At 67.8% G+C, this 20,269-nt stretch carries 18 protein-coding genes and 1 tRNA gene; 4 read left to right on the top strand and 15 right to left on the bottom strand.

Annotation, left to right across the window (positions count from 1 at the left end; translation table 11 throughout):
• Window positions 1-49 precede the first annotated feature (49 nt).
• Window positions 50-712 (top strand): L-lysine exporter, encoded by a 663-nt coding sequence (gene lysE / locus CQ040_RS08190; protein WP_105528175.1) that lies wholly within the window; start codon window positions 50-52, stop codon window positions 710-712.
• A 6-nt stretch (window positions 713-718) separates the two neighbouring features.
• On the opposite strand, the gene CQ040_RS08185 is transcribed toward lysE, so the two are convergent.
• The 9 genes from CQ040_RS08185 to CQ040_RS08145 form a co-directional block, all read right to left on the bottom strand.
• Window positions 719-1,075, bottom strand: coding sequence for an iron chaperone (locus CQ040_RS08185; RefSeq protein ID WP_105528176.1), 357 nt, complete (start codon window positions 1,073-1,075; stop codon window positions 719-721).
• Between the two features lie 48 nt (window positions 1,076-1,123).
• Window positions 1,124-1,927: an amino acid ABC transporter ATP-binding protein gene (locus tag CQ040_RS08180; RefSeq protein WP_105528177.1), complete on the bottom strand. Its 804-nt coding sequence runs from the start codon at window positions 1,925-1,927 to the stop codon at window positions 1,124-1,126.
• The gene (locus CQ040_RS08175) at window positions 1,914-2,579 is read right to left on the bottom strand and encodes an amino acid ABC transporter permease (protein ID WP_105528178.1); all 666 of its coding nucleotides are present in this window, start codon (window positions 2,577-2,579) and stop codon (window positions 1,914-1,916) included. Before CQ040_RS08175 ends, CQ040_RS08180 begins: the two co-directional genes overlap by 14 nt.
• A gap of 3 nt (window positions 2,580-2,582) precedes the next feature.
• Window positions 2,583-3,404 (bottom strand): amino acid ABC transporter substrate-binding protein, encoded by an 822-nt coding sequence (locus tag CQ040_RS08170; RefSeq protein WP_105528179.1) that lies wholly within the window; start codon window positions 3,402-3,404, stop codon window positions 2,583-2,585.
• A gap of 173 nt (window positions 3,405-3,577) precedes the next feature.
• The gene (rplA, locus tag CQ040_RS08165; RefSeq protein ID WP_017829144.1) at window positions 3,578-4,267 is read right to left on the bottom strand and encodes a 50S ribosomal protein L1; all 690 of its coding nucleotides are present in this window, start codon (window positions 4,265-4,267) and stop codon (window positions 3,578-3,580) included.
• An 11-nt stretch (window positions 4,268-4,278) separates the two neighbouring features.
• Complete coding sequence (gene rplK, locus CQ040_RS08160) at window positions 4,279-4,710, bottom strand: 50S ribosomal protein L11 (protein ID WP_028502398.1); 432 nt, start codon at window positions 4,708-4,710, stop codon at window positions 4,279-4,281.
• Window positions 4,711-5,020: 310 nt separating this feature from the next.
• The gene (gene nusG, locus CQ040_RS08155; protein WP_028502399.1) at window positions 5,021-6,064 is read right to left on the bottom strand and encodes a transcription termination/antitermination protein NusG; all 1,044 of its coding nucleotides are present in this window, start codon (window positions 6,062-6,064) and stop codon (window positions 5,021-5,023) included.
• A gap of 42 nt (window positions 6,065-6,106) precedes the next feature.
• Window positions 6,107-6,379 (bottom strand): preprotein translocase subunit SecE, encoded by a 273-nt coding sequence (secE, locus tag CQ040_RS08150; RefSeq protein WP_017201518.1) that lies wholly within the window; start codon window positions 6,377-6,379, stop codon window positions 6,107-6,109.
• Between the two features lie 40 nt (window positions 6,380-6,419).
• A tRNA-Trp gene (locus tag CQ040_RS08145) sits at window positions 6,420-6,492 on the bottom strand.
• 195 nt (window positions 6,493-6,687) lie between these two features.
• Between CQ040_RS08145 and CQ040_RS08140 the strand changes: the two genes are divergently transcribed.
• Together CQ040_RS08140 and CQ040_RS08135 are read left to right on the top strand one after the other, a co-directional pair.
• On the top strand, window positions 6,688-8,511 hold the full coding sequence (locus CQ040_RS08140) for an HSP90 family protein (protein ID WP_181156784.1): 1,824 nt from the start codon (window positions 6,688-6,690) through the stop codon (window positions 8,509-8,511).
• A 23-nt stretch (window positions 8,512-8,534) separates the two neighbouring features.
• Entirely contained in the window at window positions 8,535-11,333 is a 2,799-nt protein-coding gene (locus tag CQ040_RS08135; protein WP_105528181.1) for a hypothetical protein, read from the top strand.
• Between the two features lie 8 nt (window positions 11,334-11,341).
• Here the strand turns inward: CQ040_RS08135 and poxB are convergent, their stop codons facing one another.
• Entirely contained in the window at window positions 11,342-13,066 is a 1,725-nt protein-coding gene (gene poxB, locus CQ040_RS08130; RefSeq protein ID WP_105528182.1) for a ubiquinone-dependent pyruvate dehydrogenase, read from the bottom strand.
• 180 nt (window positions 13,067-13,246) lie between these two features.
• Between poxB and CQ040_RS20655 the strand changes: the two genes are divergently transcribed.
• Window positions 13,247-13,417 carry a hypothetical protein gene (locus CQ040_RS20655; RefSeq protein WP_181156786.1) on the top strand — a complete coding sequence of 57 codons (171 nt, stop codon included), beginning with the start codon at window positions 13,247-13,249 and terminating at the stop codon, window positions 13,415-13,417.
• Between the two features lie 52 nt (window positions 13,418-13,469).
• Here the strand turns inward: CQ040_RS20655 and CQ040_RS08125 are convergent, their stop codons facing one another.
• Genes CQ040_RS08125 through CQ040_RS08105 form a run of 5 tightly spaced genes read right to left on the bottom strand, consistent with a single transcriptional unit; the run spans window position 13,470 to window position 20,194 of the window.
• Window positions 13,470-14,834: an NAD-dependent succinate-semialdehyde dehydrogenase gene (locus CQ040_RS08125; RefSeq protein WP_105528183.1), complete on the bottom strand. Its 1,365-nt coding sequence runs from the start codon at window positions 14,832-14,834 to the stop codon at window positions 13,470-13,472.
• Window positions 14,835-14,891: 57 nt separating this feature from the next.
• Window positions 14,892-16,358 (bottom strand): NAD-dependent succinate-semialdehyde dehydrogenase, encoded by a 1,467-nt coding sequence (locus CQ040_RS08120; RefSeq protein WP_105528184.1) that lies wholly within the window; start codon window positions 16,356-16,358, stop codon window positions 14,892-14,894.
• Window positions 16,359-16,380: 22 nt separating this feature from the next.
• Window positions 16,381-17,928, bottom strand: a complete 1,548-nt coding sequence (locus tag CQ040_RS08115) for an APC family permease (protein ID WP_105528185.1) — start codon at window positions 17,926-17,928, stop codon at window positions 16,381-16,383.
• On the bottom strand, window positions 17,928-18,812 hold the full coding sequence (locus tag CQ040_RS08110; RefSeq protein WP_028502406.1) for a universal stress protein: 885 nt from the start codon (window positions 18,810-18,812) through the stop codon (window positions 17,928-17,930). The genes CQ040_RS08115 and CQ040_RS08110 overlap by 1 nt, the downstream gene beginning before the upstream one ends.
• Window positions 18,812-20,194, bottom strand: coding sequence for an NAD(P)/FAD-dependent oxidoreductase (locus tag CQ040_RS08105; protein WP_105528186.1), 1,383 nt, complete (start codon window positions 20,192-20,194; stop codon window positions 18,812-18,814). Before CQ040_RS08105 ends, CQ040_RS08110 begins: the two co-directional genes overlap by 1 nt.
• Window positions 20,195-20,269: the final 75 nt, after the last annotated feature.

Below are 20,269 nucleotides of genomic sequence, written 5' to 3'. Positions count from 1 at the left end.
GTAGGAATCTTCGCTTCTCATCATGTGCTTCGATTCCTAGGCTGGATGCATGCTCACCGTCCTCGCCGGCCTCGGACTCGGCCTCTCCCTCATCGTCGCGATCGGCGCGCAGAACGTCTTCGTCCTGCGTCAGGGGATCCGCCGCGAACACGTCCTGGCCGTCGTCCTCATCTGTGCCCTCTCCGATGCCGCTCTCATCGCCGCCGGCGTCGCCGGGCTCGGCTTCGTGCTCTCCGCCGCGCCCTGGCTCGTCGTCGTGGCCCGATGGGCAGGAGCGCTGTTCCTCCTCACCTACGGCATTCTGGCCGCGCGCCGCGCCTGGCGAGGCGGCGAGGAGCTCGACGCCGATGGGACGAATGCTGCGCTGCCCGGTCCCCCGGCTGCCGATGGTTCGACGACGACACTCACCGGCACCCGGCTGGCCCCCGTGATCCTGACCACGCTCGCGCTGACCTGGCTCAACCCGCATGTGTATCTCGACACGGTCCTGATGCTCGGCTCGATCGCAGCCACCCACGGCGACGAGCGGTGGCTGTTCGCGGCAGGCGCGATCGCCGCCAGCCTCCTGTGGTTCACGGCGCTGGGCTTCGGCGCGCGCTATCTCGGCCGCTGGCTGCGCACTCCGCGTTCCTGGCGCATCCTCGACGCCGTGATCGCGGTGATCATGATCTCGATCGCGATCAGCCTGGTGCTGCCGGTCCTGGGGGGCTGAGCGGCTTCAGGCGTCACCGATCTGGGCGAGCCTGGTGCGGACGAGCTTCTCGATCACGTCGCTCGGGATCGGATGCTCGGGCTGGAACCGGATCGTCCCCTTGTCGACACTGACACCAGGATGCCCCTCGAGGAGGGCGGCGACCGCGGCGACCGCATCCGGGCTGAACGGGTAGATCCCGATGTGCTTCTTGGCCCGCATCACCGAGAGCACCGACTTGCCGCGGTACACGAGCGCCGGCATGCCGTATCCCTTGCCCTGCTCCGCATCCGGAGCCTCCTGGCGGGCGATCGCATAGACCCGATCGATCGCATCACGATCGGCGGAGGTGAGGTCTGCGAGGTAGTCGTCGATGGTTCCCACGAGGGCATCCTGCCACCGATCCGTGCTCGGGGCGAGCTGCGAGCGGTTTCAGAAGCCGTCGAGCGGGCGCATGATGCGAGTGAGGAAGCGCTGCGTGCGCTCATGCTTCGGCGCGCTGAAGAGCTCGGCCGGCGGCCCCTGCTCCACCACGACACCGCCGTCCATGAACAGCACGTGATCGGCGGCCTCGCGCGCGAAGCTCAGCTCATGGGTCACGACCGCCATGGTCCATCCCTCGTCGGCGAGCTCCTTGATCACGAGCAGCACCTCCCCCACGAGTTCCGGGTCGAGTGCACTGGTGGGCTCGTCGAAGAGCAGCAGGTCGGGCTTGAGCGCGAGTGCTCGCACGATGCCCACGCGTTGCTGCTGTCCACCGGAGAGCTGATGCGGACGCGCATCCGCCTTGTCGGCCAGGCCCACTCGGTCGAGCAGAGTGAGGGCCTCGGCCACGACCTCGGCCTTCGGGCGCCCCTGCACCCGCCACGGACCCTCGATCACATTCTCGAGGACGGTGAAGTGCGGGAAGAGGTTGTGGTGCTGGAAGACCATCGCGGAACGATCCCGCAGTGCGAGCCGCTTCTGCTTCTGCACGCGGGTCGAGGGCTTCGTCTCCGGCGCGAAGTCGATTTCGGGACCGCCCTCGACGACTATCGAGCCGGCATCCGGCGTCTCGAGGCCGTTGAGTGCACGGAGCACCGTCGTCTTGCCCGAACCGCTGGGACCGATCAGCACGACGACCTCGCCGCGGTGCAGGGTGAGGTCGATGCCGCGGAGCACCTCGTTGTCGCCGAAGCTCTTGTGCAGGCCACGGGCGGTGAGCAGAGCCTCTGCGGTGTTGTCAGTGTGCGACACGGCTGTCGAGCCTCCTCTCGAGTGCGCTCTGGCCGAACGACAGCACCAGGCACAACACCCAGTAGACCAGCGCGGCGGCGAGGTAGAGCACCATGAATTCGTAGGTCGTCGACGCGATCTGCTGCGCCACCTTGAACAGCTCCGTGACCAGGATCAGCGACGCGAGCGAGGTGTCCTTCACGAGCGAGATGAACGTGTTCGACAGCGGCGGCACCGACACCCGTGCAGCCTGCGGCAGGATGATGCGGGTGAGGGTGTGGGTGCGGTTCATGCCGACCGTGTACGCGGCCTCCCACTGCCCCTGCGGGACCGAGAGGATCGCCGCCCTGACCACCTCGGCACCGTATCCGCCGACGTTGAGCGACAACGCGATGATCGCGCTCGGCCACGGGTCGATCGTGATCCCGATCGACGGCATGCCGTAGAAGATCACGAACAGCTGCACGAGCAGCGGCGTACCGCGGATCACCGAGATGTAGAACCGGGCGATGCCCGAGAGGATCGGATTCACCGAGATCCTCATCAAGGCGATGCCGACCGCGATGACGAGTCCCAGGGCGAACGATGCCAGCGCGAGCGGCACCGTCGCCGTCAGACCCGCCCAGGCGATCGGCCCGAGCGAGTCCAGGAACAGCTGCCAGGGACTCTCCATCGATTACTGCGAGACGTCTTCGCCGAAGTACTTCTTGCTGATCTCGGCCAGGGTTCCGTCGGCTCGCAGCTCTTCGAGTGCGCCGTCGACCGCCGTGACGAGAGCCTCCTTGTCCTTGGTGAAGGCGAAGGCCTGCTCACCCGCGTCGTCGGTCTCGGCCGCGATCTTCAGGCCGGTCGGGCTGTTCGTCGTCTCGTAGTCGAGGAAGGTGAGCTTGTCGTTGATGGTCGCATCCACGCGGCCCTGGCGCAGAAGCTCGACGGCCTGTGCCCACCCCTCGACGCCTTCGACCTTGGCGCCCGACTCGGTGGCGAGGTCGTTCCAATTGCTCGTGAGCGACTGCGCGGTGGTCTTGCCTTCGAGGTCGGCGAACGCCGAGATCGAGTCGTCGTCGTCGGCGACCACGATCACGCCAGGAGAGACGGTGTACGGAGCGCTGAAGAGGTACTTCGCCTCGCGCTCGTCGTTGATCGTGACCTGGTTGGCGATCACGTCGAAGCGGCCGGCGTCGAGACCCGCGAAGATCGCATCCCACTGCGTCTCTTCGAACTTCACCTCGAGACCGAGCTTGTCGGCGACGGCCTCGATGATCTCCACGTCGTATCCGGTCAGGTCGCCGGCACCGTTGTCGCCGTGGAAGCTGAAGGGGCGATAGGTGCCCTCGGTCCCGACCGTGAGCGTGCCGTCTTTCGCGAGACCGTACTCCGAGCTCGCGGAGCTCTCACCGCTGCCCGAGGTGTTCGCGGGCGTGCTGGAACCACTGCAGGCGGTCAGGGCGGCAGCGGCGACGACGAGTGCGGTGACGGCGATGAGACGACGAGACATGAACCCTCCTGGGGTGTGAAGCGCGGTGCGAGTTTACGCGACCGTCGCGGGAACTCCCCCACAGTACGTGGCGCTGGGCCGTTCCGAGCATCCGATGACGTTTCGTTTCGTGGGTCGCCGGAGACGCAGAAACGCCCCCGGGCGGACCCGGGGGCGTTTCGAGAGAGTCAGACTCAGATGGAGTTGACGTCCAGCGGGATGCCGGGGCCGAACGTGGTCGACACCGCACCCTTCTGGATGTAACGGCCCTTCGAGCTCGACGGCTTGAGGCGGACGATCTCCTCGAGCGCTGCGCCGATGTTCTCGTTCAGCTGCTCTGCGGTGAAGGATGCCTTGCCGACGACGAAGTGCACGTTGGCGTGCTTGTCGACGCGGAACTCGATCTTTCCGCCCTTGATCTCCTCGACGGCCTTGGCCGGGTTCGGAGTCACGGTGCCGGTCTTCGGGTTCGGCATCAGACCACGCGGTCCGAGCACCTTTCCGAGACGACCGACCTGGCCCATGAGCTCCGGGGTGGAGACAGCGGCGTCGAAGTTGGTCCAGCCATCGGCGACCTTCTGGATGAGCTCGGCGCCGCCGACCTCATCTGCACCTGCGGCGATCGCTGCCTCGGCCGCGGGGCCGGTGGCGAAGACGATGACGCGGGCGGTCTTACCGGTGCCGTGGGGCAGGATGACGGTGCCGCGCACCATCTGGTCTGCCTTGCGGGGGTCGACCGCGAGCTTCAGCGCGACCTCGACGGTCGAGTCGAACTTCGACGAGCCGGTCTCCTTCGCGAGGGCGACAGCCTCGGTCGGGGTGTAGAAACGGTCTGCCTCGATCTTCTCGGCGGCAGCCTTGTAAGCCTTGGACTTGGTAGCCATGATTATTCTCCTCAGCCCTCGACCGTGATGCCCATGGAACGGGCGGTGCCGGCGATGATCAAGATCGCGGCCTCGATGTCGTTCGCGTTCAGGTCGGCCTGCTTGGTCTCGGCGATCTGGCGGACCTGGTCCTTGGTGATCTTCGCGACCTTGACGGTGTGCGGGGTCGCGGAGCCCTTGGGGACGCCTGCGGCCTTCTTGATGAGCTCCGCAGCAGGCGGGGTCTTCAGGATGAACGTGAAGCTGCGGTCCTCGTAGACGGTGATCTCGACGGGGATGACGTTGCCGCGCTGCGACTCGGTCGCGGCGTTGTACGCCTTGCAGAACTCCATGATGTTGACGCCATGCTGACCGAGCGCGGGGCCGATCGGCGGCGCCGGGTTGGCTGCACCGGCGTTGATCTGAAGCTTGATCAGGCCGGTCACCTTCTTCTTCGGTGCCATTCTCTTTCCTTTCATCGAATCGGATGCCGGAGCATCCGCTTCTCCCACAGATCCGGCGTTTCCGGAACGTGGTCGTCTCTGCGCACGCCGAAGCGTCACACAAACCACACAAGTCTACCCGATCAGGAAGACTTCCGCGGACTCGCTCAGGTCACGACGCCTGCCCCACCATCCACCGCCGTTCCGGTCGCACTTCCTGCCGTAGAAATGCGCCGAGAGCGACAGCAAGTGCGACCGGAACGGGAGCACGCGCAGCACAACGCAAGAACGGCCGCCCCGAATGGGACGGCCGTTCTCGTCAGGGTGTGTGTCAGACCATCTTGGTGACCTGGTCGAACGACAGCTCGACCGGGGTCTCGCGCTCGAAGAGGGAGACGAGGACCGTGAGCTTGCCGCTCTCGGGCTTGATCTCGCTGATCGAACCCGGAAGGCCCGCGAACGAACCCTCCTTGATCGTGATGGTCTCGCCGACCTCGAAGTCGACCTCTGCCGGGAGCGGACGGGCGACGGCGTGGCCGCCCTTCGAGGCGATGTTCTTGGCGGTCGGGACGTCCTTGACCTCGACGAGCGCCTTCAGCATATTGAAGGCCTCTTCGAAGCGCAGCGGCGTCGGGTTGTGGGCGTTGCCCACGAAGCCGGTGACGCCGGGCGTGTGGCGGACGACCGACCAGGTGTCTTCCGTGAGCTCCATGCGCACCAGCACGTAGCCGGGGATGCGCACGCGGGTGACCATCTTGCGCTGGCCGTTCTTGATCTCGACCACGTCTTCCATCGGGACCTCGATCTGGTAGATCTCGTCCTCGACCTCGAGCGTCGACTTGCGCTGCTCGATGTTGGCCTTGACCTTGCGCTCGAAGCCGGCGTAGGAGTGGATGACGTACCACTTGCCCGGAAGCATGCGCAGGTCCATGCGGAAGGCCTCGTACGGGTCTTCCTCCGCGTCTTCGTCGTCTTCGTCGTCGGAGGAGTCCTCGTCGCCCTGCGCTTCATCAGCGCCGAGGTCGGGACCGTCGTAGGGGGTGACCTCTTCGGCCGCAGCGGCGTCGAGGTCTGCGACCTCTTCGGCCACAGATTCGTTGAGGACCTCAGCGGCAGCCTCAGACTCAGCCGCTTCGTCCAGGTTGAGAGCGTCGTTCACGATCGCGTCCGCCTCCGGGTCGTCGATTTCGATGTCGATGTCATCCGTGTCGTCTCCTTCGCCGTCCTCGTCTTCGACGTGGACCGCGACGTGCTCAGCCGAGGTGACCGAGAGCTCTTCCTCAGCGAGGACGTTGCCCTCCTGGGCTTCGTCTTCCTCGCTGGACTGCTCTGCGGCGGTCGCCCAGTCGGCGTCGTCGGAATATCGTTCAGACACGTTGCTTCTTCTCCATAGCTGCGGCGCAAGCCGCGGGGGTCATCAGCCAGGGATTCCGAACACCCAGTGCGTCACGAACGCGAACAGCGTGTCCAAGCCGTAGACGATGCCCATGACGATGATCACGAAGACGAGCACCACCCCGGTGAACTTGAACAGCTCCTTGCGAGTCGGGGTGACGACCTTGCGGAGCTCGGCGATGACCTGGCGGATGAACAGGGCGATGCTCCCGAAGAACCGGGAGAAGGGGTTGCCCTTCTTCTCGCGGGTGGCGCCGGCCGCGACGACCTCGCCGCGCGGTTCGTCCTGATCCATCCTGAATGTACCTTTCGTGTGTCAGCGTTGCGCTGACGCGCAGGGCGGACAGGAATCGAACCTGCAACCTGCGGTTTTGGAGACCGCTGCTCTGCCAATTGAGCTACCGCCCTAGAGACCAGGAGGCCTCTGGGGTGTTCTCTTACTCTGCCACCGTAGCTGTGATCGGGAGACCCCAGGCATGGCGAAAGATTGCAGAGAACAACTGCCCCACAAGCATACGGCATCGATCCGGTGCCGCCGAACCGGGATCGCGAAGGCGTGTTCTTGTTAGGCTCAGCGAGCGAATGCAGGAGGAGGGAGCGCCGGTGAGCGCTGAAGTGCAGCAGTTCCAGGTGGATCTGCGCGGAGTCGTCGATCTGCTCAGCCGGCACATCTACTCCAGCCCCCGTGTGTACCTGCGGGAGCTTCTGCAGAACGCCCGCGATGCGATCACGGCCCGCCGTGAGGTCGACGGCGGGGGCGGTCGCATCCGGATCACCCCGCTGACCGCGGAGAACGGCGAGTTCGTCCTGCGCGACGACGGAGTCGGACTGACCGCGGCCGAGGTCGCCGATCTGCTGGCGACCGTGGGACGCAGCTCCAAGCGCGACATCTTCGACCTGCCGCGAAGCGACTACCTCGGGCAATTCGGCATCGGTCTGCTCAGCTGCTTCATGGTCGCCGACACCATCGTCATCCGCTCCCGCAGCGCCAAGGGCGGCGCTTCGGTCGAGTGGACCGGCAGTGCCGACGGCACCTTCCAGGTCGCCGAGATCGACGAGGAACTGCCGATCGGCACGAGTGTGCATCTCGTGCCCCGCTTCGATGCCGACGAGCTCCTGCGCCCGGCTGCCGTGCATGAGTTGGCGACGACGTTCGGCGAGTTCCTGCCGGTGCGGGTGAGCATCGACACGGCCGCCGGGGACATCGACATCACCAGGGATGCGCCGTTCCTCGACGCGGCTCGGGATCCCGAGAGCGCGCTGCGGTACGGGCGGGACCTCCTCGGCGCGAGCCCGCTCGACATCATCGAACTGAGCGAACCTGCCACCGGCACCAGTGGCCTCGCCTACGTGCTGCCCTACGCCCCTCCCCCCGGCGCACGCCAGGCGACACGCATGTACCTCGGTCGGATGCTGCTCTCCGAGCGCGTCGACGACGTGCTCCCCGACTGGGCGTTCTTCGTCCGAGCCGTGGTCGATTCCACCGGGCTCGCCCCGACCGCGAGCCGGGAATCGCTGGTCGAGGACGCCGCGCTCGAACGCGTGCGCGAGCAGTTGGGCGCCGGTATCCGCCGTTGGGTGCTCGAGCTGGGACTCAGCGAACCGCATCGCCTCGCGCAGTTCGTCGCGGTGCACGAGGTCGGACTCAAGTCGCTGGTGCGACATGACGAGGAGCTGGCCCACTTCATCTCCCGCTGGCTCACCGTGGAGACCACGCACGGCACACTGCGGATCGGCGACCTCGTCGAGCGCTACCCGCACGTCCGCTACGCGCAGACAGTCGACGAGTTCCGCCAGGTCGCCGGCATCTCCCCCGCGGAAGAGGTGCTCGTCAACGGCGGCTATCTCTACGACGCCGACCTGATCCGGATGCTCCCGGACCTGTACCCGCACATCACGGTCGAACAGGTCGACGTCACCGGTGAGCTCGACCGACTCGACCCGCCGCCACTCGACGACCGCGACGCCGCCGTGGCGCTGGAGGCCCGCGCGGGCGCCGTGCTCGCGACCTCGGACTGCTCCGTCGTCGTGCGATCCATCGACCGGCCCGACCTCGCAGGACTCTACGTGGCCGACCCCGAGGTGCTGCGGGCGATCGACCGCGGACGCACCAAGGGCATCACCGGCTCGCTGTGGGGCGGCGTGCTGGACCGTATCGACCAGACCGTCTCCTCCGCCCGCGAGGACGACCTGAGCGCCCGTCTGTGCCTGAACTGGTCGAACCGGGTCGTGCGCGCCCTGGTGCGCGTGCAGGACGACGCGGTCTTCGCCCGCACCGTGCAGCTCCTCTACATCCAGGCACTGCTCGCAGGGCACCACCCGCTCGCCGACGCCGACCGAGCGCTGATGACCAGCGCACTCGCCGACCTCGTCTCGCTCTCGGCCGGCCTGGAAGGGGACTCCATCCCCTTCGGCGACGCCCGCTGACACTCCCCCGAAAGGTTCCGTCCATGGCACGTCCGAAGAAGCGCTTCCAGCAGCTGATCGAGGAGATCGACCGCACTCCCTGGGGCCCCGCAGAGCAGGCTCTCGTCGCCGAGGCCGTCGCACTCGCCGTGGAGATCGGCGACGAGCGTCTGGAGTACGACGCCCGGATGCGTCAGACCGCTTCGGCGAACATGAACGGCGCGACCGACGTCATGCTCAACTCGTTCGCCTGGTGCCTCGCGCACCACGATGCCGAGCCGCAGCGCTTCCCCGCCGACCTCGACAACGGCGGGGCCGACCTGATGTGGCAGTTCAAGTGGATGGCGTCTTCGCTGCGTTCCTCTCCCGCCTTCTCGCAGGAGCAGATCGCCGCTGTTCTCGACGACATGGAGACGCACTACCGCGCCGCCGGCCTCGGCGCCAGCGGCGTGCTCACCGCGCGCTTCGAAGACGCCTGGGACGCGGGACGCATGGATGAGGCCGAGGCCCTCCGGGTGCAGCTGGAGGCCACGCCGCGCGACGACCACAGCCACTGCGACGCCTGCGGACGCAGCCAGATCGCCGGCTTCTTCGCCGACACCGACCGCGACGCGGAGGCGATCGTCCTGGTGGAGGAGATGATCGAGGGCGGCTTCTCCTGCGGCGAGGAGCCGGAGCACGCCCTCTCGCGCGTGCTGCTCCCGTACCTCCGCGCCGGGCGCCTCGACGAGGCGAAGACCGCGCACCTGCGCAGCTACCGGCTGGCGAAGGACAACCCCGACAACCTGCGCATCGTCGCCAACAACATCGTGTTCGCGGCCGTCACCGGCAACGAGGCGCGCGCACTGGCACTGGTCGAGAAGCACATCGGCTGGCTGGCGCACGACGGACTGAACGTCGACGCGCACTTCGCCGCTCTCGCAGCCCTCGCCGTCGCCCTGGATCGAGTCACGGCCACCGGGCACGGCGACACCCCCGTGCGCGGCGCGGAGTCGCCGGCGCTCGTTCCGTTCTTCGGCGAACATGAGGGCACCTGGAGCGCGGCGGATCTGGCCGCTTCCGCGTGGACGGCCGCCGAGCGGATCGGTGCGGGGTTCGACGGCCGCGACGGCACCGACGGACACGCACGCAGCCTGGAGCGGATGCGGGCGCTCGCGAACGAGCAGTACGACGTGCCGATCCGCTCGGATGCTTTCGTCGCCCCCGTCCCCACGAACACTCCGGTGGACGCGGACGGATGGTTCGAGCGCGCGATGCAGCTCGCTCAGTTCGGGGCCGAGCACGAGACCCTCGAAGCTCTCCCCCGCGCCCTCGAGGTCGAAGACCCGGCCAAACGCGCCCAACTGCTCTCGATGCGCCTGGGGATCCTGATCGCACTCGATCGCGCCGACGAAGCCCTTCAACTGCTGCCGGAGCGGGTGGCAGCACTGCGGGCGACCGGCCGCGACGCGCAGGCCGACCTGGAGGAGCGGATCGGTCTTGCGACCTTCGGCTTGAACACCGCGGAGACGACCGCTGCGCTGGAAGAGGAGATCGCCGCTTCCGACGATCTGCCGGCCTGGACGCGCGGCGACCTCGCGATCAGCCGAGCCTCGCTGCACCTGCAGTCGGGTGAGGCGGACGCGGCCCTGGATCACGCCGAGGTCGCCGCACGGTCGTTCGCCGAGGCAGAAGACACCCGGCTGACGAACACCACCACGCTGCTGGCGATCTCGGCGGTGCTCAGCAAGGGCGACCTCGAGGCGGGGAGCGCGCTGCTGGACCGCTTCCTCGCCCAGGACGACCTCAGCGCGGGCCATCGAGCGCAGGCGCTGCAGACCCGAGCCCGCGTTCGCGGCGGCGGCAGCACCTATGCCGAGGGCGCGACCGACGCCGACGATGCGTGCCGGATTCTCGCCGAGCTGGGCGCCACCCGCGCACTCGGCGACGCCCATCTGCTCGCCGGAGCTCTCTGGGAAGACGCGGACGAGCCGGAGAAGGCCGTCTCCCGGTACCGCCTCGCGGCCCGACTCGGCGGCGAAACAGGCGGCGACACGACGGGGCTGGACTTCCGTCTCGCCCGCGCCATGCTGCGCGTCGGCGACGCAGAAGAAGCAGCCGAGCTCTTCGGAGACGTGCTGCAGCGCGAGGAGGAGGCCGAGGTCGCTGCCGCCTCTCGCGCGATGACCGCCTCGATGCTGGCCCGCGCCCTGAGCGCTGCCGGCGAGTTCGGCCAGTCGGTCGGCGCGCACGGCTACGCCTCCGAACTGTTCGGCCAGGCCGAGGAGCACGCCGATCAGGCGATGTCGATGACGGAGCAGGCGAAGATCCTCGCGCGCTTCGAGGAGCACGACGACGCGATCGCCCTGCTCGAATCGGCTGCCGAGATCGTGCGCCGCGCACCGGATGCCGTCGGCGCACTGACCGAGGTGCTGCACAGCCTCGGGCAGGCCTACGGCGGCCGCAGCGACGAGCGGGCGTTCGCCCTCTTCGACGAGGTCGCAGCGCTCGCGCAGCAGCACGAGGCCGAGTGGCTCCTCGCCGACGTGATGGACTCGCGCGGACGCGCCCTCGCCGAACTCGGCCGTGTCGACGAGGCGGTCGCGGCCGTGCTCACCGCCGCTGACGGGTTCGCGGCACTCGGCGACATGGGCTCGGCCGGTGGGTCCGAGCTGTTCGCCGCGCGCGTGCTCGCGGGGAACGACCGGTCAGCCGACGCCGTGCCCGTGTACCGCAGCGCCATCGAGCACGCGGCAGAGCACCCGCCGCTGCTGCAGGTCGCCTCGCTCGAGCTCGGCAACGTGCTCGAAGCGCTCGGACGGCACGGCGAGGCCGCCGAGATCCGCGCGCACGTGGAGAGCTGAGCGCCCGCTCAGAACAGCTGGCGCCAGTTCGCCTTGGCGAGGTCGAGGAGCTCGTCTCCTCGACCCGACATCACGGTGCGGATCGCATACAGCGCGAAGCCCTTCACCTGCGCGGCCTCGATGGCCGGCGGCATGGACAGCTCCTGCCGCTCGGTGACGACATCGAGCAGCGCGGGGCCGTCGTGGGCGAGCACCTCGCGCACGGCATCCGGGAGGTCTTCGCTGCGTTCGACCCGGCGCGCGAAGATCCCCATCGCCTCGGCGATCGCGGCGAAGCTCGGATTCTCAAGGCCCGTCCCGTAGGTGACGAAGCCGGCGGCCTTCATTTCGAGCTCGACGAAGTTCAGCGACGAGTTGTTGACCACGATCGTCTTCACCGGAAGCTTGTTCTGCGTCAGGGTGAGAAGCTCGCCGAGCATCATCGAGAGTCCGCCGTCGCCGGCGAGGGCGACGACCTGACGATCGGGGTGCGCGACCTGCGCCCCGATGCCGTGCATCAGAGCGTTCGCCATGGAGCCGTGGGTGAACGAGCCGATCAGGCGCCGGTTCTCGGTCATCGCCAGATAGCGAGCCGCCCATACGGTCGGTGACCCCACGTCGGCCGTGAAGATCGCATCATCGGTCGCATACTCGTCCAGGAGCCGAGCGAGGTATTGCGGGTGGATCGGGCGCTTGCCCTTGGCAGGCACGGCCAGCTCATCGAGCTTCTTGCGGGTCTTGCGGTAGTGGGCGGTGGCGTCGTCGAGGTGCGTGCGGTCGTCCTTGCGCGCCACCCGCGGGAGCAGTGCGTCAGCCGTGGCGCGAACATCGCCGACCAGTCCCAGATCGAGCGGATGCCGCTTGCCGAGCTGTGCGCCGCGGATGTCGACCTGGATCGTCTTCGCGGCGTCGGGGTAGAACTGCTCGTACGGGAAGTCGCTGCCCAGGACCAGCAGCGCGTCGGCGGCCTCCATCGCGCGGAAGCCGGAGGCGAAGCCGAGAAGCCCCGTCATCCCGACGTCGAAGGGGTTGTCGTACTCGATGAACTCCTTGCCGCGGAGGGCGTGCACGATGGGCGCGCCCAGCTTGTCGGCGAGGGCGATCACCTCGTCATGCGCGCCTTCGACACCGGCGCCCGCGAGGATCGTGACCTTCTTGGCCGCGTTCAGCAGGGTCGCCGCCTTCTCGAGCTCCGCCGCATTGGGCACGACCACGGGGCGGGCGCGCTCGATCACGACGGCACGGTCGTCGGCGATGTCGGCGAGGGCGACGTCTCCGGGGATCACGAGCACCGCGACCCCGCGCTCCTCGATCGCGGTGCGCATGGCGATCTCGAGCAGTCGAGGCATCTGCTTCGGGTCGGCGACGTATTCGACGTAGACGCTGCACTCACGGAAGAGCTCCTGCGGATGCGTCTCCTGGAAATAGCCGGTGCCGATCTCACTCGTGGGGATCTGCGCGGCGATCGCGAGCACCGGCACGCGCGAGCGGTTGGCGTCGTACAGGCCGTTGATGAGGTGCAGGTTGCCCGGTCCGCACGATCCGGCGACGACCGCGAGTTCACCGGTGAGAGCGGCATCGGCGGCGGCCGCGAAGGCTGCGGATTCCTCATGCCGCACGTGCACCCAGCGGATCGTGCCGTCTTTGCGCAGCGCGTCCGTGAAGCCGTTCAGCGAGTCACCCGGGATGCCGTAGACGCGGTCGATCCCGTTGGCGTGCAGAGTCTTGACGATGTTCTCAGCGACGTTGGCCATGCTTCGACCCTACGCCCGGGTCAGGGGGCGAGGCTCGACCGAAGGCCGTGACAGATGTCACCCGCAACGCCGACATCCGACACTGTTCCCGCTCGCGAGGGCAATCTAGCCTCGGAGAGTCAGAGGAGCCGCGGCCTCGGATCACTCGGGCAGAGCCGCGGCACGACGAGAGGATGCAGAATGAACGACTTCGCCATCGGAGACACTGTGCAGATCACGGGCAGAACGATGACCGGCAACGTCGGGACGGTCGTCTCGATCGACGAGAAGCGCGGGAAGTACCTCGTGCGGATCACGGATGTGACCCAGAACTACTTCACCCCGGACGAGCTGAAGCTCTTCTCGGCCTGAGGGCGAAGAGGCGGCATCCCTCGGGACACCGCCTCTTCTTCATCCGAGACGCTCAGCCGATGCGGATGAGCTTCTTGTTGACGAACTCGTCCGCAGCCAGGTGGCCCAACTCGCGAGCGGTGCCGCTGCGCTTCACGCCGCCGAAGGGCAGCTCGGGGCTGTCTGCCAGCACGAGGTTGACGTAGACCATGCCGGCCTCGATCTTGTCGGCGACGCGCTCGGCCTGCGCGGCATCCGTCGTGAAGACGTAGGAGCCGAGGCCGAAGGTCGTGTCGTTCGCGAGTGCGACCGCCGCGTCTTCGTCCGCCACGCGGTAGACGACCGCTGCGGGGCCGAAGAGCTCCTCGCGGTACACGTTCATCTCAGGCGTCACGTCGGCGAGCACGGTCGGTGCGAAGAACGCGCCGTCGCGGGTGCCGCCGGTGAGGAGAGTCGCCCCCTGCTCCACGGCCTGGTCGACCTGCTTCTGCAGGTTCTCGGCTGCCGTCTCGGATGCGACCGGCCCGAGGACCGTGTCATCGAGCGTGGGATCGGTCGCCTCGACGGCGGCCATCTTCTCCGTGAACTTCTCGACGAACTCGTCGTACAGCCCGTCGACCACGATGAAGCGCTTGGCGCCGTTGCACGCCTGCCCGTTGTTGTCGAGACGCGCGTCGACGCCGGCCTGCACGGTGGCGTCGAGGTCATCGGTCGAGAGCAGGATGAACGGGTCGGACCCGCCGAGCTCCAGCGCGACCTTCTTGAGGTTGCGACCGGCGATCTCGGCGACCGCGGCACCCGCACGCTCGGATCCGGTGAGCGAGACGCCCTGCACGCGCGGGTCGGCGATCATCGTCGCGATCTGCTCGTTGGTGGCGAGCACGTTCTGGTAGGCGCCCTTCGGGAAGCCGGCGTCGTGGTAGATCGCTTCGATCGCGCTCGACGACTCCGGGCACTGCGGCGCGGGCTTGAGCAGGATCGTGTTGCCGACGATCAGGTTCGGAGCCGCGAAGCGCACGATCTGGTACGCCGGGAAGTTCCACGGCATGATGCCGACGAGCGGGCCGAGCGAGGAACGGCGGATGATGGCCGAGCCGTCGCCCAGGATGGCGATCGGCTGGTCGGCCATGATCGACTCCGCCTGGTCGGCGTAGTACTCGGCGATGTCGGCGGCGAAGTCGACCTCGCCCAGGGCGGCCTCTCGCGGCTTGCCCATCTCGCGCACGAAGATGTCGGCGAGCTCCTCACGACGTTCGCGGTGCAGTTCGGCGGCACGGCGGACGAGCGCCGCACGCTCGGCGACGGTCGACGAACGGGACCACACCCGGTGAGCCTCGTCGGCAGCAGCGACGGCCTCATCGATCTGGGCATCCGTGAAGGTGTCGAAGGACGCCAGCGTCTCTCCGGTGGCGGGGTTGATGACGGCGTAGTCGGTCATGACATGTCCTCTCGTGTGGTGGTGCGGGGCCCGACAGTGCGGACCCCGCATCGGAAATCAGGAGACCGGGATCAGCGTGTACTTGGTGGACAGGTACTCGTGGATGCCCTCGAGCCCGCCCTCGCGACCGACGCCGGACTGCTTGACGCCGCCGAAGGGAGCAGCAGCATTCGAGACCACACCGACGTTGAGACCCATCATGCCGGTCTCGAGCCCGTCGATCATCCGCTGGCCGCGCTGCAGGTTCTCGGTGAACACGTACGAGACGAGCCCGTACTCGGTGTCGTTCGCGAGACGCACGGCCTCTTCCTCGGTCTCGAAGGTCGCGATCGCGAGCACCGGTCCGAAGATCTCCTCGCGGAGGATGGCACTGCCGGCGACGACGTCGGTGAGCACCGTGGGCTCGTAGAACGTACCGGTGCCCTCGACGGCCTTGCCGCCGGCAAGCAGCGTCGCACCACGCTGGACCGCGTCATCGACGAGCTCGCCGGCCTTCGCGACAGCACCCGCATCGATGAGCGGGCCGATCGCCACGCCGTCCTCGGTACCGCGGCCGATCTTCATGCCGTTGACACGCTCGGTGACGCGCTTGGCGAATTCGCCCGCGACGTCCTTGTGCACGATGAAGCGGTTCGCCGCCGTGCACGCCTGCCCGATGTTGCGGAACTTCGCGGCGAGCGCGCCGTCGACCGCCTTGTCGAGGTCGGCGTCGTCGAACACCACGAACGGCGCGTTGCCGCCGAGCTCCATCGACACGCGCAGCACGCCCTCAGCCGCCTGAGCGATGAGCTTGCGGCCGACCTCGGTCGATCCGGTGAAGGAGAGCTTGCGCAGACGCGGGTCGGCGATGATCGGCGCCGACAGGGCGCTCGACTTCGACGTCTGCACGACGTTGACGACTCCGGCGGGGAGCCCTGCCTCTTCGAGCAGCTTGGTGAAGTACATCGTCGTCAGCGGAGTGAGTGCCGGGGGCTTGATCACGACGGTGCAGCCGGCGGCGAGCGCAGGCGCGATCTTGCGGGTCGCCATCGCGAACGGGAAGTTCCACGGCGTCACGAAGAACGAGGGTCCGACCGGACGCTGCGAGACGACCATGTGGCCGGTGCCCTCGGGGTTGATGCCGTAGCGGCCGCTGATACGCACGGCCTCCTCGCTGAACCAGCGCAGGAACTCGCCGCCGTAGACGACCTCGCCACGCGCCTCGGCGAGCGGCTTGCCCATCTCGAGCGTCATGAGCAGCGCCAGGTCTTCCTTGTGCGCCTGAACGAGATCGAACGCGCGGCGGAGGATCTCGCTGCGCACGCGCGGAGCCGTGGCGGCCCACCCGTCTTGGGCTGCGACCGCGGCGTCGAGGGCGCGGATGCCGTCGCCCGGAGTCGCATCCGCGATGGTGCGGATCACGGCACCGGTCGCGGGATCCTGCACATCGAAGGTGCCACCGGTCTCGCCGTCGATCCACTGACCGCCGATGAAGAGGCCGGTGGGGATGCTGTCCAGGAGCGCCTGTTCGGTCTGAGTGCTCATGATTCTCTTTCTGTGAGGAGGGCTAGGAGCGCTTGCGTCGGCTGGGCGGTGCGTCGATGCCCAGCGTCTCGCCGCGGAAGAAGGCGGGCCGGCGGACCGCATTCCAGATCATGACCGCGATGCCGACGACGATGATCAGCATCCCGAGGATGAAGACGATGCCGACGCCGCCGATGTTCGAACCGGAGCCGTAGGCGGGGTCCATCGAGTCGATCAGCGTGGTGAAGAACAGCACCGCGAGGATCGCACCGCCCACGAGCGGGAACAGGAACGTGAAGAAGAAGTTGCGTGTCGAGTCGAACCACTGCTTGCGGAAGTACCAGACGCACGCGAAGGCGGTGATGCCGTAGTAGAAGCAGATCATCATGCCGAGGGTGAGGATGGTGTCCCACAGCGTGTCTTCGCTGACGATGCGCATCACCGCGTAGAACGCCGACGCGACGACGGCCGAGACGATGGTGGCGTATCCCGGGGTGAAGAAGCGCGGGCTGACCTTCGCGAACGACTTCGGCAGGGCGCCGTAGTGCCCCATCGCCAGCAGGGTGCGCGCCGGGCCGACGAACGTGGACTGCAGCGACGACGCCGAACTCGTCAGCACCGCGAGCGACACCAGGAACGCGAGCGGTCCGAGGATGGGTCCGGAGAGGTGGAAGAACACGTTCTCCTGGATGTCCTCGTTGCCGAGCCCCAGGGCACCGGTCCCGACGCCCGCGAACATGATCATCGCGACGGCGAGCAGCAGATACAGCGTGACGATCGTGACGACCGTGATCGTGGCGGCGCGCCCCGGCGTCTTCTCCGGGTCCTTGGTCTCCTCGTTCATGGTCAGGGTGACATCCCAGCCCCAGAAGATGAAGATCGAGAGCGAGAGGCCGGCGGCGACCGCGCTGAACGACGAGATCGCGAACGGGTTGAACCAGTTCAGATCGAACGGCTGGTAGTCGAAGCCGTTGCCGTTCACCGCCTGCACGATGGCCGCGCCTGCGAAGAACAACAGGACGAGGATCTGGAAGCTCACGAGCCAGTACTGCAGCTTCTGCGTGGTCTGCATGTCGCGGTACGAGATCCAGGTCGCGCCGAGCATGAACAGCAGGCACACGCCGATGTTGATCCAGGTGACGCTCGCGAGGCCCGCGATATCGGGATTGCCGGTGATCTGCGAAAGCAGCAGGAAGAGGAAGTCGACCGCGATGCCGGCGAGGTTGGAGAGCACCAGGATCGTGGCGACCACCAGCCCCCACCCCGCCATCCACCCGATCCACGGCCCGAAGGCGCGCGTGGCCCAGGTGAAGGAGGTGCCGGAGTCGGGCATCCGGTTGTTGAGCTCGCGGTAGCCGAAGGCGACCAGGAGCATCGGGATGAATCCGACCAGGATGATCGCCGGGATCTGCGCCCCGACCGTGGAGGCCACGGGGCCGACGGCGGCGGTGAACGTATAGGCGGGCGCGATGCACGAGATGCCGATCACGACCGCCCCGATGAGGCCGACCGTTCCGGCGCTCAGGCCCTTGGTCGAGATGCCGGTGGTGACACCGGATTCGGGCTCCGTCGCCCGGTTGGTGCTGCTCATCAGCGGTCTCCTGCTTCGTTGCGGGTGCGCGGGACGACGATCATGGGAACGGGCAGCTCGTGCAGCATCTTCGCCGCGGTGGAGCCCAGGAACAGGCGGCGGGGCTGTGCCAGTCGGCTGGAGCCGACCAGGACTACTTCGCCGGGAAGCCAGGAGAGATGCGCGACGGCATCCTCGACGGAATCGCCAGGAGCCTTCTCGACCGCAGCGGTGCGACCGTCGGGCAGCAGCTCGGATGCGACCGCGAGCACTTCCTGTCCGTGCGTGTCTCCGACCGTGCGGATCGCTCCGGTGTCGAGGCCTGGAGGAACGTCGAACGGCACGAGGGACACGAGACGGAGATCGACGTGGCTGTCGCCGGCGAGGGCGACCGCCTCATCGAGCAGCGCGTCGGCGCCTGGGCGGTTGCCGACGGCGACCGTGACCCGCGGGATGACGTGATCGTCCTGCTGCGCTGTGCCCACGGGCGCCAGTGCCACCGGGATGGTCGACGAGTGCAGCAGCTCCGAGGCGACGCTGCCGAGCCGGTGGCGTCCGAAGATGCCCCCGCCGGCAGCGCCGATCACGATCAGCCTGGCACCGAACTCCTCACCGGCGGCGATGAGCCCTTCGGCGAACGACTCCGAGAACCGCACATGGCCGCTGCGAGTGAGCTCCTGAGGGAGGCGGACCACGGCGTCGCCGAGCCACTTCTTCGCCTGCGCCCTGATGTGCTCCTCGTAGGCGCGCTCCGGTGGAACCGCAGCACTGCGAGTGCCCTCGTTCGGCAGCACGATCACCAGGTGCAGGGTCGCACCGAGGCTCCGAGCGAGCCGTGCACCGAGAGCAGCGGCATCCGCTCCCGCATCCGTCGCCGTGTAGCCCACGACGACCGAGCCGGTCATCAGCTGCTGCTCTCGACCGCGCCGGTCTCGCGACTCGCGTCGACGATGTCGGATGCGACGAGGTGCCCCATCCGGATGGCGCCGTCGACGTGCTGGTATCCGGCGCCGGCGATGTCGCTGCACGCGAAGTGGATCGGGCCGACCGCGGTGCGAAGATCAGCACCGTAGCGGTGCAGGCCGCCCATGTCGAAGCTCGCGGCGTAGGCACCGCGCGTCCACTCCTCGCTGCCCCAATCGCTCTCGTAGTAGACGACGGTGTTCTTGGCCTCGGGCCCGTAGTAGTGCGACAGCGACTCGAGGATGCGCTCCTTGCGCTCCTCAGCCGAGAGCTCGAACACGCCGTCGGCGTTGGCGTCGGAGACGAAGCCCACCAGCGTGCCGCGCTCGTCGCCGTGGTTCGTGTTGTCGTAGGCCTCGTGCACCAGCTCGTAGGGGCTGAACGCGGTGCCGCTGAGGCCCTGCTCACGCCAGAACGGACGGTCGTAGACCGCGTGCACCTTGATCACGAAGCCCATCGAGAGGTGCTGGTGCAGCTGGTGCTGTCGGCGCGGCAGCGGCGGCACGAACGCGATGCGGCTGTACAGCACCGGCGCGTGCGCGAGGATCGCGTGGCGGGCGCGGACCGTGACATCGTCGGTCGTCGCCACGACCCCGGCATCCGACCATTCCAGGCTCCGCACCGGCTGGTTCAGCAGCACGTCGTCACCCAGGCGCTCGGCCAGACGCAGCGGAACCTGCTGCAGACCGCCGACGACACGCTTGTCGAGGATGAAATCGGCGTCGACGAGGTTCGAGTAGGAACCGGCGGATGCTGCCATCAGCAGCGACTGCAGCAGCGAGAACGCGTGCGTCGGCTTGGTGAGCATCGCCGACCCCGTGGCGAAGGCCAGGTTGCGAACGGCCTCATCGTCGTCGGTCTGCTGACGCAGCCACGCGTCCCAGGTGACGGAGTCCCACTCCTCGGCGTTCGGGTGCGCCCACGGACGATCCGGCTCGATCTCGGCGACCAGTGCGTCGAGGATGTCGGTGATGCGGGCGATCTCGGCCTCGGTCTCCGGCGCGACGGGGAACATCTCACCGGTGAAGCGGTGCGTCTTCCCGTCGGGGCCGACGTACACGCTGTCGCCCTCGCGGTAGCGGCTGTAGGTCTCGAGCCCCAGCTCTTCGATCGCTTCCTTGAGCGCGTCCTGATCCGGCGAGACCCACTGGCCACCGATCTCGAGCATGGCGCCGTCGATGACGTCGGTCCACAGGCGCCCGCCCACGCGGTCGCGGGCCTCCAGCACGGCAACCGAGAGGCCGGCCTTGCGCAGGTCGTTCGCGGCCGTGAGCCCTGCGGCTCCGGCACCGATGATGAGTACGTCGCGGGTGATCTCAGACATCTGCAACTCCTTCGTTGGGTGAAGTAGTGCCGGTCGCGACCCGAAATCCCCCGATTGGGGTCGCGACCGGACAAG

Source organism: Microbacterium sp. MYb54 (genome assembly GCF_002979515.1).
Lineage (GTDB): Bacteria > Actinomycetota > Actinomycetes > Actinomycetales > Microbacteriaceae > Microbacterium.
Note: the sequence above shows the minus strand (reverse complement) of the source record. Positions and strands in the feature narration are given on the sequence as shown.

Excerpts from the sequence above, each read along its gene's own strand:
- CQ040_RS08175 (WP_105528178.1), bottom strand. The coding sequence starts at position 2,579 with ATGGAGAGTCCCTGGCAGCTGTTCCTGGACTCGCTCGGGCCGATCGCC.
- lysE (WP_105528175.1), top strand. The coding sequence starts at position 50 with ATGCTCACCGTCCTCGCCGGCCTCGGACTCGGCCTCTCCCTCATCGTC.
- CQ040_RS20655 (WP_181156786.1), top strand. The coding sequence starts at position 13,247 with ATGAACGACTTCGCCATCGGAGACACTGTGCAGATCACGGGCAGAACG.
- CQ040_RS08135 (WP_105528181.1), top strand. The coding sequence starts at position 8,535 with ATGGCACGTCCGAAGAAGCGCTTCCAGCAGCTGATCGAGGAGATCGAC.
- CQ040_RS08125 (WP_105528183.1), bottom strand. The coding sequence starts at position 14,834 with ATGACCGACTACGCCGTCATCAACCCCGCCACCGGAGAGACGCTGGCG.
- rplA (WP_017829144.1), bottom strand. The coding sequence starts at position 4,267 with ATGGCTACCAAGTCCAAGGCTTACAAGGCTGCCGCCGAGAAGATCGAG.
- poxB (WP_105528182.1), bottom strand. The coding sequence starts at position 13,066 with ATGGCCAACGTCGCTGAGAACATCGTCAAGACTCTGCACGCCAACGGG.
- CQ040_RS08120 (WP_105528184.1), bottom strand. The coding sequence starts at position 16,358 with ATGAGCACTCAGACCGAACAGGCGCTCCTGGACAGCATCCCCACCGGC.
- CQ040_RS08170 (WP_105528179.1), bottom strand. The coding sequence starts at position 3,404 with ATGTCTCGTCGTCTCATCGCCGTCACCGCACTCGTCGTCGCCGCTGCC.
- rplK (WP_028502398.1), bottom strand. The coding sequence starts at position 4,710 with ATGGCACCGAAGAAGAAGGTGACCGGCCTGATCAAGCTTCAGATCAAC.
- CQ040_RS08110 (WP_028502406.1), bottom strand. The coding sequence starts at position 18,812 with ATGACCGGCTCGGTCGTCGTGGGCTACACGGCGACGGATGCGGGAGCG.
- secE (WP_017201518.1), bottom strand. The coding sequence starts at position 6,379 with ATGGATCAGGACGAACCGCGCGGCGAGGTCGTCGCGGCCGGCGCCACC.
- CQ040_RS08115 (WP_105528185.1), bottom strand. The coding sequence starts at position 17,928 with ATGAGCAGCACCAACCGGGCGACGGAGCCCGAATCCGGTGTCACCACC.
- CQ040_RS08105 (WP_105528186.1), bottom strand. The coding sequence starts at position 20,194 with ATGTCTGAGATCACCCGCGACGTACTCATCATCGGTGCCGGAGCCGCA.